Source organism: Paenibacillus aceti (genome assembly GCF_003614185.1).
Classification (GTDB): domain Bacteria; phylum Bacillota; class Bacilli; order Paenibacillales; family Paenibacillaceae; genus Fontibacillus; species Fontibacillus aceti.
On record NZ_KZ987724.1, the window covers coordinates 570,125 to 584,702 of the forward strand.

Sequence of the window (14,578 nt, forward strand, 5' to 3'; positions counted from 1 at the left end):
CCCCGTTCGAAATCCGCAATAGCGGTTCCGATATAGCATTCCGTTTCTTCACAAAAAAGGGAGGGTATTATTATGAAACATTTTTGGGCAAAATCGATGGCAGGACTGCTAGCATCGACTTTGTTGCTTTCTGCTTGTTCCACGTCAGGGGGAAACCAAGAGAATGAAAAAGCCGAAGGAACAAGTAAAAACGAAGTTGTAACCTTGAAGTTTAATACTTGGAACAGTCTCGATGCGGGGTTTGACGTTATGATCAAAGAATTTGAAAGCTCTCATCCAAATATTAAAATTGATTTCGTATCGCCGGGCGACAATAACTCGCTGGAGGCTATGAAAAGAGTTGATTTAGCCGCGGCCTCCGGTGAAGAGATGGATGTTATCATGGTGCCCGGAACGAATCAGCTCGTACCTAGAATTGCACTTGATATGTTCGAACCGCTTGATGACTACATGGCCAAAGAAGGCGTTGCTTATGAAGACGAATATAAAGTTGATTTGAAAGTAAACAACAAGTACTACGGGCTTCCAGGAACGATGACGACGAATTTGGTTATTATTAATGAGGATCATTTGAAAGAAGCTGGTCTTGAAGTTCCTAAGGATTGGACTTGGGACGAGTACTTGGAATATGCGAAAGCGATGACAAAAACAGAAAACGGTAAAACGAGGTACGGGAACTATTTCCACACTTGGGCGAACTATGCGTCGCTGGCGCTAAACGGTCAGATGGAAAATACAGGGCTTGTTATGGATGATCATAAGACAGCTAATATTCTAAATCCGGCACTGAAAAAATCACTTGAGCTGCGCTTGCAATCTGAGAAAGATAAATCGTCAACTCCCTATGCAGAAGTGATCAGCCAAAAGCTGAACTATCGTCCGCAATATTTGAATCAAGATGCAAGCATGCTCATTACGGGATCTTATATATTAGTTGACGTTGGCGGTACGGAAACCGTTCCCGCTAACTTTAAGACCGCGTTCGCTCCTTATCCTAAAATGAATAAAGAAGATCCGATGGTTGGACCGATAAGCGCAGATATTTTGACGATATACGGTAGATCGAAGCATAAAGAAGAAGCCTACACATTCGTCCGCTGGTTTACCACAGAGTGGTTAACGATGCAAGGGCAGTATTTGCCATCCTGGAAAGGTGCAGACCTTGAGCAGGTAGTAGATAAAATCATTTCCAATACCCAAACGCCTGAGCATGTGGATAAAGAATCTCTTCTTTATGTGCTGAACAATTCCATTACACCAAAAATAAATGTGCCAGTCTCTTATCAGCCTGAAGTTGAGAAAATCTTCATTGAAGAGTTCGACCGCATGATGCTCTCTAATCAGGATTTGGATACAACGATGAAAAATATGAATGAGAAAATTCAGAAACTGATTGATGATAGACAATAATGATTGCTTTGCAGTGGGAGGCATGGAAAATGACAAAAATTCATTCCGATCGCTTGAACGGATCAATCGATGTCGGCGAATCGTTCAGGACGCTGGAAAGCCAGTATTTTCATGGACATGAAGTCACTTCGTTTGCTCCTCTCGAGCAGCAGGGCATACTGAAATGGGTGCGCGCCAGCCGCAAGCCAAGAATGGCGTTTAATAAAATAGATTACTTTTTCGAGCCAACGGCGATGTGGGAGTTTCCTCCTGATTATGAGCAGTCGCCGGAAATGCCCTTTAAGCTGTCCTTTGTAGCGCAGGATGCCGTGCGGATACAAATTCAGACACGCCTAAGAACGGCCGCTGCAGTTCCATCGGTTATGCTTGATGGAGAGATTGGCATAGATGAGTCTTGGCGTGAAGAAAAAATGGAGAAGGGTTATCGCTGGAGTAATGAATGCGGCTCCGTTGAACTGGAGCTTGCTCCATTCCGTTTGATCTTTAGAGACAGTAAAGGTAGAGTGCTGACCCAAACGTATCATCACGAAGATAAGCCGTCCTTAAACAATACGTACCCTATTCCGTTTTCCTATGCGCGTTCTATTTCCGACATGTCACATCGCATGGCGGCATCCTTTACCTTGTCTCCTGGAGAGAAAATATATGGCACAGGCGAGTCCTTTACGGCATTGAATAAACGAGGGCAACGTATCCGTTTGTTTACCCGGGACCCGCTGAGCGCGCAGTCGCCTGATATGTATAAGCCGATTCCGTTTTTCATGAGCAATAAAGGCTATGGCATGTTTATTCATTCCAGTGCTCCGATGACGTTAGATATTGGTCAGGATTACGATGCTGCCAATACTCTTTATGTGGATGATGACAGCATTGATTTGTTTTTCTTTTTTGGAGAGCCTAAGCAACTCCTGTTATCCTATACAGCGATAACGGGTAGAAGCCCGCTTCCTCCGCTATGGTCTTTCGGGCTTTGGATGAGTCGGATTACGTATAATTCTGAAGCACAGGCTAGAGAAGTGGCTGCTAAGCTTAGAGAGTATGATATTCCCTGTGACGTTATTCATTTGGATACCGGTTGGTTTGAGCAAGATTGGCGTTGCGACTATCAGTTTTCATCCACCCGCTTCGATGATCCGCAGCAGATGATTCACGATTTGCGCAAGGACGGTTTTCGGATCAGTTTATGGCAAATTCCTTATTTTACCCCGCATAATCCGTTTTTTGAGGAACTGATTGAGAAGGGCCTGGTCATTACAGATCATGAAGGCAATTTGCCGACAGGCGATGCTATTCTGGACTTTAGTAATCCAGAGGCGGTTGCATGGTATCAAGAGAAAATTGAAGGTTTGCTGGATATGGGCGTTGCAGCGATCAAAGCAGACTTTGGCGAAAGCGCGCCGATCTATGGACGTTATCATTCCGGCAGAAGCGGACGACTGGAGCATAATCTCTATCCGCTTCGCTATAACAAGACGGTTGCAGAAGTAACGCAAAAGGTAACAGGCGATACGATTATTTTTGCCCGCAGCGCCTGGGCGGGAAGCCAGCGTTATCCGCTTCATTGGGGTGGCGATGCTGAGAACACGGATTCCGCGATGCATGCCAGCTTGCGTGCCGGCTTATCGATGGGGCTTAGCGGCTTTACCTATTGGAGTCATGATATTGGCGGATTCGTGAAGAAGAGCCCCGAGTCTCTATACCGTCGCTGGCTTCCATTCGGTATGCTCTCCTCACACAGCCGTGCGCACGGAGCTCCGCCCAAGGAGCCATGGGCTTACAGTGAGCAGTTCTTGAAGGATTTCCGAGCCGCGGTACAAATGAAATATAGACTGATGCCCTATATTTATACGCAGTCTTATTTGTCATCCGAAGCAGGATTGCCGATGATGAGAGCGATGTTCATAGAATATCCGCAGGACCCGGCATGCTGGATGGTTGATGATCAGTATTTATTCGGCTCAGACCTGCTTGTTGCTCCTATGTTGGAGGAGACCTCTGAGCGCCACGTTTATTTGCCGAAGGGCAAGTGGATCGACTACCAAACAGGTGAAGTCTATGAAGGCGGTGGCTGGGTAACTATTACAGCAGGTGATATCCCGATTATCGTGTTGGTGCGCAGCGGTGCAATCATTCCGCAGGTAGAGCCTGCTGTTTCTCTTGATTTTGTAAATTGGGAGGAAGTAGAGGCGGTGGCTTATAGCGCTGATGGAGCTACTTGTTCAGGCGTTTTTTATCATCCAATTACGAGGAAGTTAGTAGAGTTAGAGGATCGAAGGGTCAACTCTTAAAGCACAAACCAAGCGACTTCGGACATATTTGTCCGGAGTCGCTTTGCTAGACCTCCATAGATTCGTCAACGTGATGGATCGGCGTTCTATTGGGATTTATATGAAATTCATTAAAAATAACTATGAATGATGAAGGTATTATTAGTTCCGAACAGGACGGAAGCCAAAAGGGTTTATTTTCCTATATCGGCTGTAAACCGGGGCATTATATACAGTCGAACCTGGTGTGAAAGTACAAGTTAATAGAAGTAGACCTAAAAGCGTCCACTCTTATCGGCGGCGGGCCGATAGGACTCTTTTCAGCGTTTTATGCTGCATGAGGGATATGAAAATAAAAATTATCGAGGCGGCTCCGTTTCTGGGTGGAAAACTACCGTATTATTCGGAGAAGTTTCTGTACGACGTTGGAGGAATCGCTGCGATTACGGCCGGAGACTTGACGAAGCAGCTGGAGAAGCAGGCGCGCATCTTCGAGCCGACGCTAGTATATTCGCAGTTGATTGAAAAAATGGAGCGTTTGGAGGACGGAACATTTCGTTTGACAAGCAACACCGGGGAAAAGCATTTGACGCGTTCGATTTTACTCACGATTGGATTCGGCACGCTTGTGGCCAACAAGCTGGAAGTACCAGGCGCAGCACAGTATGAAGGCCGTCATCTGCATTATAGGCCCATAAACGTGGAACAGTTCCGGGCTCACGAAGGAAACGTCGTTCAGCTTCAGAGGCAGGCCGTAGCTGTCATGACTTCCTCCCGGATCAAGGAGATATATGGGAATGATGATCGAATTGACAGTGTAAAGATTGAACGGTTGGATATGGAGGAGCTGTTTACACTGGAAGTGGACGAGATCCTTCCGCCCGCCTATTGCCGCCTGTTCAATCTTTCGCGTTGTCTCTTGAAGTCACTGCTGCCCGGTGTTCTTCAGCTTGGACTCGATTTTAAGGTCAATGGAAGCTTGTTGATAGAGCTCAGGTCCGCATGGAACGCTTTGATGCGGTCCAGAAACAAGTGGTTGGATAGGGGCGAAAACAGATAGACCGCATGATGAGGAAAAAGGAAAGAACAGAGCTAATTGAAGCGGCACTAATGGCCATATACAGAAAGCCTGCAAATATGCAGGAATTTCCTCATCACGATAAGCAAGCTGCTCCTGTAATTGTCCTAGTGGCGAGTCAGGGGCTTTTTTTATGTGTATTGCATGCATCTATTGTTCATTGCTAAAGTAGATATAACATGTTATATTATTATATAAGGTTATACATAATATCTATATTATTGAGTATTATCTATCCGACAGGGTAGATATTTTCTTGTGGAGGGGTCTTACCATGTCGCATGAATCATCCTCAAAACCGATGTACGAGCAAATATTCGAAGCGCTGCGAGATCAGATCATATCTCATAAATATGAATTAGGCGAACGGATTCCTTCCGAGAAGGAGCTGGGCGAGGCCTATAATGTCAGTCGTATAACAAGTAAAAAGGCGCTTGATATGCTGACTCAAGAAGGATATATCGTCAGGAAACCGGGGCGAGGCTCTTTTGTTTCCGAACAGCTTGATCCGGAGATTATATCGAAGGGCAATGCAGCGGCAGTTGGCGTTAAGTCGCGACGCGATAATGAAAAACTTATAATAGGAGTTGTCATGACTGACTTCGGCGACAGCTACGGCACAGGACTTATATATGGAATGGAGGAAGCATCCCGGCAGCATGGCAGCTACTTAATTCTTAGAAGATCTCTTGGAGAGCCAGAGAAAGAGCAGGAGGCCATTCAAGACTTCTTGGAGCTTGGAGTCGACGGGATGATTATTTTTCCGGCCCAGGGGGAGTATTTTAATGCCGAGATTCTGAAGCTTGTTATCAGTCAATATCCTTTTGTATTGCTAGATCGCCATCTCAAAGGTGTCTCAGCCAGCTCGATCAGTTCGGACAATATTGCGGCAGCGAAGCATATGGTACACTATCTTTTTGAATTGGGGCATACGCATATTGCATTGATGACAACCCCGCCGCAGGACACATCAGCCATTGAAGAGCGGATCGAAGGGTTCATCCAGGCTCATGCCGAAAGAGGCATCGTCGTGGATCAGAGTCTTTGGATGGATCATATCACAGCCACCCTGCCGACCGCATTTGTCTCCAAAAATAAGGAGAAGGAGAAGGAAAACATCAAAGTTCATCTTCAGGTGCATCCCGAGATCACTGCATTGTTCGCGATGGAGCACAATATTGCTCAACTGGCCTATGAGGCTGCGCGTGAATTGGGATTGCGTATTCCGGAAGATCTGTCGATCGTATGTTTTGATAGTCCGGATTATGCCGGAGGCTTTCTCTTTACTCATATGCGTCAAAATCAAGAGGAAATGGGAAGGCTGGCTTTTGAAAATGTCCTCAAGCTAATAAGCGGAGAAAGCGTGCCAAGCAAAATTCTACTGGAAACTGAGCTGATTGAAGGCTCCTCTACAGGGCCTGTAAACAAACGGTAACTAAAACTGAACCTAATTAAGATGCTATTCGATATGAATGGCATCTTTTTTTAGATTTTGAACAGAAATCTCTTTAAATATTATATCAATATGTTCAAATGTTATATTGACATACTAACTAACTGGAATTATAATGTGTTTATGCAAGAGCTGGCAATACCTGATATATGGTTGTCATAAAAAACTACATACAGCAGGAGGAATGCACATGGAATCATTGGGCCAGGAACCAGCTTCCTTGAGGCAACTGGTTGAAAGAATGTCCGGTAGACTAAGTTCGACTCCGCATCTTTTGTCTATCTTCCAAAATGCCATCCGTAACACATGGGGGACAACACTGAAGAGGATGGAGAACGGGACCACCTTTGTCATTACCGGCGACATTCCCGCTATGTGGCTTCGCGATTCAACTGCGCAGATAAGACCTTTTCTGGTATTGGCGGCAGAGGATAGCGAAGTGGCAGATCTGATCGAGGGGTTGGTGGTTAGGCAGTTCAAGTCCATCTTACTCGACCCATATGCAAACGCTTTCAATAAAGACCCTAACGGTCAAGGGCATCAGGCGGACGAGACGGAAATGTCCCCATGGATCTGGGAACGCAAATATGAAGTTGACTCTCTCTGTTATCCGCTGCAGCTTAGCTACCTTCTCTGGAAGAATACCGGGAGAATCTCGCAATTTGACGACCTGTTCAAAGAGGCGTCGAGCGTAATCATGAATCTTTGGATTACGGAACAAAGGCATGAGACCGACTCGAAGTACAGTTTCCAGCGAAAGGACTGTGTCCCGACGGACACGTTAATCCGCGAGGGAAAAGGCGCCGAGACCGCATATACCGGCATGACGTGGTCAGGATTCCGTCCGAGTGATGATGCTTGCGACTATGGCTACTTAATTCCGTCTAACATGTTTGCGGTGGTCGTGCTTGGATATCTTCAGGAGATTGCCAAAGAGGTACTTCGTGATGAAGATCTATACAGCAGGGCCTATCAATTAGCTGCGGAGATCGACAACGGCATTCAGCAGTATGGAATTGTAGAACACCCTGAATTCGGCAGAATTTATGTTTATGAGACGGACGGTCTCGGCAATTACAATCTGATGGATGATGCCAATGTACCGAGTCTTTTATCCATTCCCTACCTTGGATACCGAGGGACGAACGATGCAGTTTATCAGAACACGCGCCGGTTTATTTTAAGTAGAAATAATCCTTACTACTACACGGGAAGTGCCGCGGCGGGGATCGGCAGTCCACATACGCCAAGAGGTTATATCTGGCACATAGCGCTGGCGATGCAGGGGCTCACTGATGACCGCGTGGAGGAAAAGGAACGTCTTCTTAAGGTCATTAGTGAGACGGATGCCGGTACAGGCTTGATGCATGAGAGTTTCAACGCTGATCATCCCGAGGACTACACCAGACCCTGGTTTTCCTGGGCGAATATGATGTTCTGCGAGCTGCTTATGGATTATTGTGGAGTTCGGGTACTGCGGTGACCCATGGATGATAGCCGGATTCATTTCAAGATAAAGAGAATATTAAGGGAGGTTCTTTTATGAAAAAATGGGCATTCATGATGCTGACTGCGTTAATGATGGTCTCGCTGTTGGCAGGGTGCGGATCGAAAGGAACAGATAGCAATACAGCAGCTAAGGGAGGTGTGAGTTCCTCTGATGAACCAGTTGAACTTGCTTTCTGGGGAGATTGGGCCGGTGAAGGACAAAAACAATTCGAGACGATGGTTGATGCTTTCAACAAATCCCAGGATAAAATCCGTGTGAAATATGTACTCCAGCAGGATATGATCACGAAATTCATGACGACGGCAACTTCGGGCGGGGAAGCACCGGATCTTGTGTTTTGGGACAGATGGCGGACCTCGCTGTATGCGCCGAAAAACGTGTTTCATCCTATCGATGAATTTATGGAGCAGGACCAAATCAACAAAGACGATTTCTACGGCGAAGCGCTCAAGGAATTGAGCTATGACGGCAAGCTCTACGGTCTCCCACTGACAGTGGATGCAAGGGCACTCTTCTATAATAAGAAAATCCTAGATGAAGCCGGTGTGACACCTCCGACGAACTGGGATGAACTAGAGCAGGCTGCAACCAAAACAACCAAGTGGAACGGTAGCAAGCTGGAGGTCGCAGGTTTCTCACTTGCGGACAATGGATTGTTCAACATGTATCTGCAGCAGGCTGGCGGCCAAATGCTGGATGAGACTGAAACGAAAACCAACTTCAATAACGAGAAGGGGCTTGAGGTGCTGGATTTCTGGGATCTTCTCTTAAATAAAGACAAAGTCTACAAAATTGGATTCGAACAAGGGTTGGGCGAAGGGACCGATGCTTTCGTAACCGGGAAGCTGGCGATGCAGTATACCGGGCCTTGGATGCTTAGCACCTACAAAAAATACGGCAAGGACCTTGACTTTGGCATTGTCACGCCTCCGGTCGGGCCCAATGGTGATAAAGGCAGCGTAATGGGCGGTTTGGGGCTTGTCATCCCGGAAGGCTCTAAGCATCAGAAGGAAGCCTGGGAGTTCATGAAATGGTGGGCGGCGAATAAGGACAACGCTCTGCTCTGGGCCAAGACGAGTCTGAATATTCCGGGCTTCAAGCCGGCTATAGAGGATCCCTTCTTCCAGGAGGATCCGCTCTGGAAGCCGTTCCTGGATACCCTAGAATTTGCGAAAATCAGAGCACAGCATCCAGGCTATTCTGTGATGGAGGATGACGGTCTAATTCCGAATTTAGAGCTGTTCCAGCAGAATAAGCTGAGCAAGGAAGAAGCACTGGCCAAATCCCAGCAACGCGGCGACCAGCTTCTGCAGGACAACGCGGTCGTGAAATAAAGCCGACAGAGTTATTTACAATAAATGAGCCATAGGGGCTCCAAAAGAGGGCCCCTATGGCTCAAAGGGAGGGATGGATGTTGGCTTCGATAGGAAAGCTGAACCGGCATCAGGAAAAAATGGCCTATGTGTTTATCACCCCGACACTGCTTTTATTTGCGATCTTTACCGTAATTCCGGTCGTGATGGCTCTATATTTGAGCTTTACGAATTACGATGTCTTGAGCCGGATGGACTGGGTGGCTCTGGACAATTACCAACGGTTGTTTAAAGACGGCCTTTACTGGACTACTTTCAAAAACGTCATTTTTTATTCGATTATTTTCGTACCGCTGAATATTTTGCTCTCCTTGGGAATGGCGATGCTGATGAATTTTAAACGCTTCGGTATCCGTCTGTTCCGTACCATGAACTATTTGCCGACGCTGACTTCAGCCGTTGCAGCGGCAACGGTGTGGATTTGGCTGTTGCACCCGGAATTCGGCTTGGTGAACAACATGCTTGGCTGGTTCGGGATTACAGGCCCAGCCTGGCTGGCTCAGACCGAGACGGCGATGCCTTCTATTATTATGGTGACCCTATGGCAGTCGATAGGCTCCAATATGGTAATTTATATTGCTGGTCTGCAGGGAGTACCGGATTATCTGTATGAGTCGGCAAAGCTCGACGGTGCCTCTGCTTTTGCGAGATTCCGCTATATCACCTGGCCGCAGTTAAGACCGACAACCTTCCTCATTAGCACGATGGCGATTATCGGTGCACTGCAGTTGTTCGATCAGGCCTTCGTGCTCACGCAGGGCGGTCCAGGAAATGTGACCAAAACGCCAGTGTATCTGATTTACCAGCAGGGCTTCAAGCAACTTCAGATGGGGTATGCGTCGGCGCAGGCATTCGTCTTGGCCATTGCCATTCTCATATTCTCGCTGATCAATATGCGTATCAATAAAGCGGAAGAACCGGTGGTATAAAGGAGGAAAGACCATGGATACAACGATGGAACCTAATGCTGGAACAGGAAGGCTTTCGAGACCGCCGGGGGTTGTTTTTGGTAAAATCGCGGCTACAGCGCTGTTCTATATAGTAGCCATTCTGATTGCGGTGGCCATGTTTCTGCCTTTTTTCTGGAGCTTGATCACCTCGTTCAAGCCAAGCGACGAAATTTTCTCAGTGCCGCTGCGCTGGCTGCCATCGCACTTTACATTAGAGCATTACATCAAGGCGTTTACGACGGTGTCGTTCGGCCTGTATTTCAAGAATTCCGTGATCTTGGCTGTCGCCGGCGTTATTGCAAACCTGTTTTTCGGTTCCCTTGCCGGATATGCGTTCGCCAAGCTGAGATTCCGCGGTAATATGCCGATTTTTCGCACGCTCCTGGCAGCGATGATGATCCCGGGCATCGTGACGATGATTCCAAGCTTCTATGTATTGCGACATTTGCCGCTACTAGGAGGTAATGATCTCTTCGGCTCCGGGGGAATGGGATTGTTGAATTCCTTCTGGGGGATTATTCTTCCGGGAGCTTCCGGAACGTTCGCTGTCTTTTTTATGCGGCAGTTCTTCCTGACATTGCCCTCTGACATGATGGAAGTCGCTCGAATCGAAGGGTGTAGCGAATTCCGCATCTTCTGGAACATATATCTGCCACTCACGAAGCCGGCGCTTGCCACACTCAGTATTTTTACGTTCCAGGCAGGTTGGAACAGCTTCCTGTGGCCGATGATCGTTCTAAACGATCCAGCCAAAGCGACCATTCAGATGGGGCTGCAGGCCTTTTCCTACAATAACCAGACAGACTATGGACCGATGATGGCGGGCGCCCTTATTGCGATTCTGCCGATTCTTCTTCTGTTCCTGTTACTGCAAAAGTATTTCGTGCAAGGTATTGCCTTCAGCGGCATTAAAGGCTAAGGAATGGCACGGCCACATGCTGCTGAATTTTATCCTATTCCACGTAAGGAAGGAATGAAGAGTATATGAGGAAGAAATGGGGGAAATGGGCGCTTGCAGCTCTGTTGTTTACCGGAGCTTTTGCTGGAGGTGCCGCCGCACCCAAACAGGCTAAGGCGTTCACAGCGGATAATGCGGATACTGCAATGCATGCGTTCGTAAGCGTGTTTTATGACTCGGATGCTAAATATTTCTATACAAACAGCGATCATCAAATTCATGCCGAACATGCGTATGGACCGGATAACGGAAGGTACACTGATTTCTGGTGGGAAGCCCAACTGTGGGAGACGGTGATGGATGCTTATGAGCGAACGAACAGCAGCACATATCGAACGATGATTGATGATATCTATACAGGCTTCAATACGAAATATACCGATATGATGAGCAATGATTTCAACGATGATCTGGGTTGGTGGGCGCTAGCATGCATGCGGGCTTATGAACTAACGGGGACTGATGAATATCGGAATCGCGCATCATTCTTGTTTGATCAGATCTACAGCTTTTCTGACGAAACCTATGGCGGCGGGATTTGGTGGAAGCGGGACGGAACCTCCCCTCAGAAAAATATGGCGACTAAGGCACCTATGGTCATGTCTGCCGTTAAGCTTAAAAATGCCACTGGCAATACGGATTATCTGACGAAAGCGAAAAAAATCTACGGATGGATTCAGAGCAGGCTCGCCGGAAACGGTAAGCTGGCGGATCATGTGGAGGGCAGCGGCAACGGTGCTGTTGTCGATTGGGAATTCAGTTACAATTACGGCACATATCTTGGGGCTGCACTGGAATTGTACAAAGCGACCGGAGACAGTTCTTACTTGGTGGATGCGAATAATGCCGCGAACTATGTAATCAACAATATGACATTATCCAATACACCGATGTATGAAGGGGAAAATGACGGTGCTGGTTTTAAAATGATCTTTATGCGCAACCTTAATCAGCTCCGGCTGGAAACTAACGATGCGGCTTACCTGACTTTTTTACAGCAAAATGCCACGCAGGCATACAACCATAGACGTATCTCGGATCAAATCATCGGCAGCGACTGGACAGGACCTACCGGTTCGGGGTATGTTCAGAGCCTTGCCGCTGCTGCGGGAGCTTCTGTTCTTCAACTCGTGCCTGCTGATGGTTACACCGGATATATTGCCGGTAATGGGAACTATGAAGCGGAAAATGCCCTGTTAGTTAAAGCTGAAGGTGGCGGTATCCTGACAGAGAGTAGTTCGCCGGGATTTTCCGGAAGAGGTTATGTTGCGGGTTGGAATACCGACGGAACGGCTGTGAAGTTCAATGTGAACCAGAACTCGGCGAGTACGCGCACAATGACGATCCGTTATGCCTCTGGGGCGGGGAATGCGAGCCGATATGTCTCGGTGAACGGAAATGTGGTTCAATCAGACCTGAATTTTCCCGCTACAAGCGGCTGGGGGGACTGGAAGACTGTGACGATTAACGTAGATCTTCAAGCTGGATATAACCAAATTGTCATCGGCCAGGATACCTCGAAAGGAAATGCTAATTATTTGAACCTTGATAGAATATATGGACTGTAAGGCTTAGTCTAGAGAAAGAGGAGGAGAGAAGGCATGCTATGGTCTGACCGTGCGGAAGCCGCTCAAGAAGCACTCCAGCAATATTTTTGGAATCCGGAGATTGCGATGTACAACATTGAAACGCCTTGCCCGAACGGGGAGTGCAATACGATTTTTCATTACTGGTGGATGGCTCATGCCGTAGATGTGTTGGTAGATGGTTTACTCAGAACGAAGCGGGATATTTATGACCGGACGCTAGCCGAGCTTCACCAGGGTATTTTGCGCCGCAACGGAGGCGTGTATCCGAATGAGCTATATGACGATATGGAATGGATGGCCATCGCCTGGCTCCGTGCTTACAACGCGACTGGGCGAGAGACCTACAGGGAAACGGCTCTTTTGCTATGGGAAGATATCAAAACAGGTTGGAACAATCATATGGCCGGAGGCATTGCCTGGCAGAAATCGCAGCTGGATTATAAAAATACCCCTGCCAATGCTCCGGCTGTTATTTTGGCAGCAAGACTATATCAGTGTTTCGGGAATCAGGAAGATCTCGATTGGGCAAAGAGGATTTATGATTGGCAGAAACAGCATCTGGTTGATCCGTTGAACGGATTTGTCTGGGATGGGATGAACCGCACCGGTGATGGGAGCATTGATAAGGATTGGAAGTTCACCTATTGCCAGGGGGTGTTTATAGGCGCAGGAGTAGAAATGTATCGTGCAACTGGAGAGCCCTTGTATCTAAAGGATGCACTGCGGACGGCAGAGGCGGCAGAAGCGGAACTTGTGGGACAGGACGGATTGTTCCCGGATGAAGAGGACGGCGACGGTGGCCTGTTCAAAGGTATTCTGGTACGTTATTTGGCGGAGCTATGCCTTTGTATCGGCTCTCCTGGACAGCAGTCGACAGCATTGCTGATCCGCAATGCGGAAAGCTTATGGGAAAAGGGAAAAGGCGCGGATCATCTCTTCGGGACGGATTGGGGCCAACCTCCTGTCGGGCACGTATCGCTCAGCACGCAGCTTAGTGGTATCAAGCTTCTGGAACGGATGGCCGAGTTGGAAAGGAACAGGATTCTACTTCAAAAGATTTAATATTACGCATAACAATAAGGTTTTAAAAGCGCTCTTCGTCTACAGTGAAGGGCGCTTCTCTAGGTTCAGTTCTACTTTTGCCAAAGCTTTCCGTTAGAAAGGGATTTAGTCTATTCATTCCTCTTTGATTACGCTTTAAATAGTACTGGTCGTTCCGAAATAAATCCAAAATGATTAAAAATAACAACAAAATCGTAACAGCGCCCTATCTGAAAGGGCGCTGTTACGATTTTAAAATAATATCAAATGTCTATTAATTATCCCGAGTTTTAGGAATCAATTAACTTCTAAATGTGGGGGATTGCCCGGGCACGGCTTCTGATCGAAAGTGGGCCCTCCCTGGCTATTCTTAATCAGCTCTTTCGCTTGTTGCTTGCCCGCCTCCAGGAGGCCGTCGCTAAGTTGGGGATCACTAACCGATCGTGCGAGCATAAGCGTGCCGACCATGAGGCTAAGCAAAGCGCTGCCAGAAGAATGATCGATTCTCCCCAGATCAGAGACAAAGTCGATCATACGTTGCAACTCGAGGTTGAAGACTTGACGCACCTCTTCCGATAATCGGGATATTTCACCAGAAAGAGCAGGGAGAATGCAGCCGATCTCCGCATGATCACGATGATGCGGGCTTAAATAAAAATGGATAACCGCATGAATCTTGGGTTCTTCCACTGCCTGGTCTGCCGCTTTCTGCAAAAGCGCGATCGTATCCTTTATGGCATAACGGCAAGTTTCCGACACCAGTTGGTCCTTATTGTCAAAGTGTGAATAGAACCCCCCGTGCGTCAGACCGGCACCTTTCATAATGAACGGGACGCTGGTATCGTGTATTCCGTTCGAGCGAAACGCTTTGGCGGCACTTCCGATGATACGACCTCGAACTTTGATCTTATGTCCTTCAGGATATGGCATCGTCATCGCCTCCTTTCGC

Annotated in this window: 11 protein-coding genes; 10 read left to right on the top strand and 1 reads right to left on the bottom strand. The window is 47.5% G+C overall.

The window, feature by feature from the left end:
• Positions 1–72 precede the first annotated feature (72 nt).
• The 10 genes from BFJ94_RS02630 (at position 73) to BFJ94_RS02675 (ending at position 13,650) form a co-directional block, all read left to right on the top strand.
• Positions 73–1,410: an ABC transporter substrate-binding protein gene (locus tag BFJ94_RS02630; RefSeq protein ID WP_120460935.1), complete on the top strand. Its 1,338-nt coding sequence runs from the start codon at positions 73–75 to the stop codon at positions 1,408–1,410.
• A 29-nt stretch (positions 1,411–1,439) separates the two neighbouring features.
• Positions 1,440–3,698 (top strand): glycoside hydrolase family 31 protein, encoded by a 2,259-nt coding sequence (locus BFJ94_RS02635; protein ID WP_120460936.1) that lies wholly within the window; start codon positions 1,440–1,442, stop codon positions 3,696–3,698.
• A 325-nt stretch (positions 3,699–4,023) separates the two neighbouring features.
• Positions 4,024–4,737: an NAD(P)/FAD-dependent oxidoreductase gene (locus tag BFJ94_RS02640; protein WP_120460938.1), complete on the top strand. Its 714-nt coding sequence runs from the start codon at positions 4,024–4,026 to the stop codon at positions 4,735–4,737.
• A 292-nt stretch (positions 4,738–5,029) separates the two neighbouring features.
• On the top strand, positions 5,030–6,190 hold the full coding sequence (locus BFJ94_RS02645) for a GntR family transcriptional regulator (protein ID WP_120460940.1): 1,161 nt from the start codon (positions 5,030–5,032) through the stop codon (positions 6,188–6,190).
• A gap of 208 nt (positions 6,191–6,398) precedes the next feature.
• Positions 6,399–7,691, top strand: coding sequence for a glycoside hydrolase family 125 protein (locus BFJ94_RS02650; protein ID WP_120460942.1), 1,293 nt, complete (start codon positions 6,399–6,401; stop codon positions 7,689–7,691).
• A gap of 59 nt (positions 7,692–7,750) precedes the next feature.
• Positions 7,751–9,052 carry an ABC transporter substrate-binding protein gene (locus BFJ94_RS02655; protein WP_120460944.1) on the top strand — a complete coding sequence of 434 codons (1,302 nt, stop codon included), beginning with the start codon at positions 7,751–7,753 and terminating at the stop codon, positions 9,050–9,052.
• Positions 9,053–9,129: 77 nt separating this feature from the next.
• Entirely contained in the window at positions 9,130–10,020 is an 891-nt protein-coding gene (locus BFJ94_RS02660; RefSeq protein WP_162944131.1) for a carbohydrate ABC transporter permease, read from the top strand.
• Between the two features lie 13 nt (positions 10,021–10,033).
• The gene (locus BFJ94_RS02665) at positions 10,034–10,960 is read left to right on the top strand and encodes a carbohydrate ABC transporter permease (RefSeq protein WP_229717196.1); all 927 of its coding nucleotides are present in this window, start codon (positions 10,034–10,036) and stop codon (positions 10,958–10,960) included.
• A gap of 65 nt (positions 10,961–11,025) precedes the next feature.
• The gene (locus BFJ94_RS02670; protein ID WP_120460946.1) at positions 11,026–12,567 is read left to right on the top strand and encodes a glycoside hydrolase family 76 protein; all 1,542 of its coding nucleotides are present in this window, start codon (positions 11,026–11,028) and stop codon (positions 12,565–12,567) included.
• Between the two features lie 33 nt (positions 12,568–12,600).
• Positions 12,601–13,650: a glycoside hydrolase family 76 protein gene (locus BFJ94_RS02675; RefSeq protein ID WP_120460947.1), complete on the top strand. Its 1,050-nt coding sequence runs from the start codon at positions 12,601–12,603 to the stop codon at positions 13,648–13,650.
• A gap of 276 nt (positions 13,651–13,926) precedes the next feature.
• Here the strand turns inward: BFJ94_RS02675 and BFJ94_RS02680 are convergent, their stop codons facing one another.
• Positions 13,927–14,559, bottom strand: coding sequence for a TetR/AcrR family transcriptional regulator (locus BFJ94_RS02680; protein ID WP_120460949.1), 633 nt, complete (start codon positions 14,557–14,559; stop codon positions 13,927–13,929).
• Positions 14,560–14,578: the final 19 nt, after the last annotated feature.

Bases quoted from the DNA above. Each gene is read 5' to 3' on its own strand.
- BFJ94_RS02675 (WP_120460947.1), top strand. From the start codon at position 12,601: ATGCTATGGTCTGACCGTGCGGAAGCCGCTCAAGAAGCACTCCAGCAA.
- BFJ94_RS02665 (WP_229717196.1), top strand. From the start codon at position 10,034: ATGGATACAACGATGGAACCTAATGCTGGAACAGGAAGGCTTTCGAGA.
- BFJ94_RS02655 (WP_120460944.1), top strand. From the start codon at position 7,751: ATGAAAAAATGGGCATTCATGATGCTGACTGCGTTAATGATGGTCTCG.
- BFJ94_RS02650 (WP_120460942.1), top strand. From the start codon at position 6,399: ATGGAATCATTGGGCCAGGAACCAGCTTCCTTGAGGCAACTGGTTGAA.
- BFJ94_RS02635 (WP_120460936.1), top strand. From the start codon at position 1,440: ATGACAAAAATTCATTCCGATCGCTTGAACGGATCAATCGATGTCGGC.
- BFJ94_RS02645 (WP_120460940.1), top strand. From the start codon at position 5,030: ATGTCGCATGAATCATCCTCAAAACCGATGTACGAGCAAATATTCGAA.
- BFJ94_RS02660 (WP_162944131.1), top strand. From the start codon at position 9,130: ATGTTGGCTTCGATAGGAAAGCTGAACCGGCATCAGGAAAAAATGGCC.
- BFJ94_RS02670 (WP_120460946.1), top strand. From the start codon at position 11,026: ATGAGGAAGAAATGGGGGAAATGGGCGCTTGCAGCTCTGTTGTTTACC.
- BFJ94_RS02680 (WP_120460949.1), bottom strand. From the start codon at position 14,559: ATGCCATATCCTGAAGGACATAAGATCAAAGTTCGAGGTCGTATCATC.
- BFJ94_RS02640 (WP_120460938.1), top strand. From the start codon at position 4,024: ATGAAAATAAAAATTATCGAGGCGGCTCCGTTTCTGGGTGGAAAACTA.
- BFJ94_RS02630 (WP_120460935.1), top strand. From the start codon at position 73: ATGAAACATTTTTGGGCAAAATCGATGGCAGGACTGCTAGCATCGACT.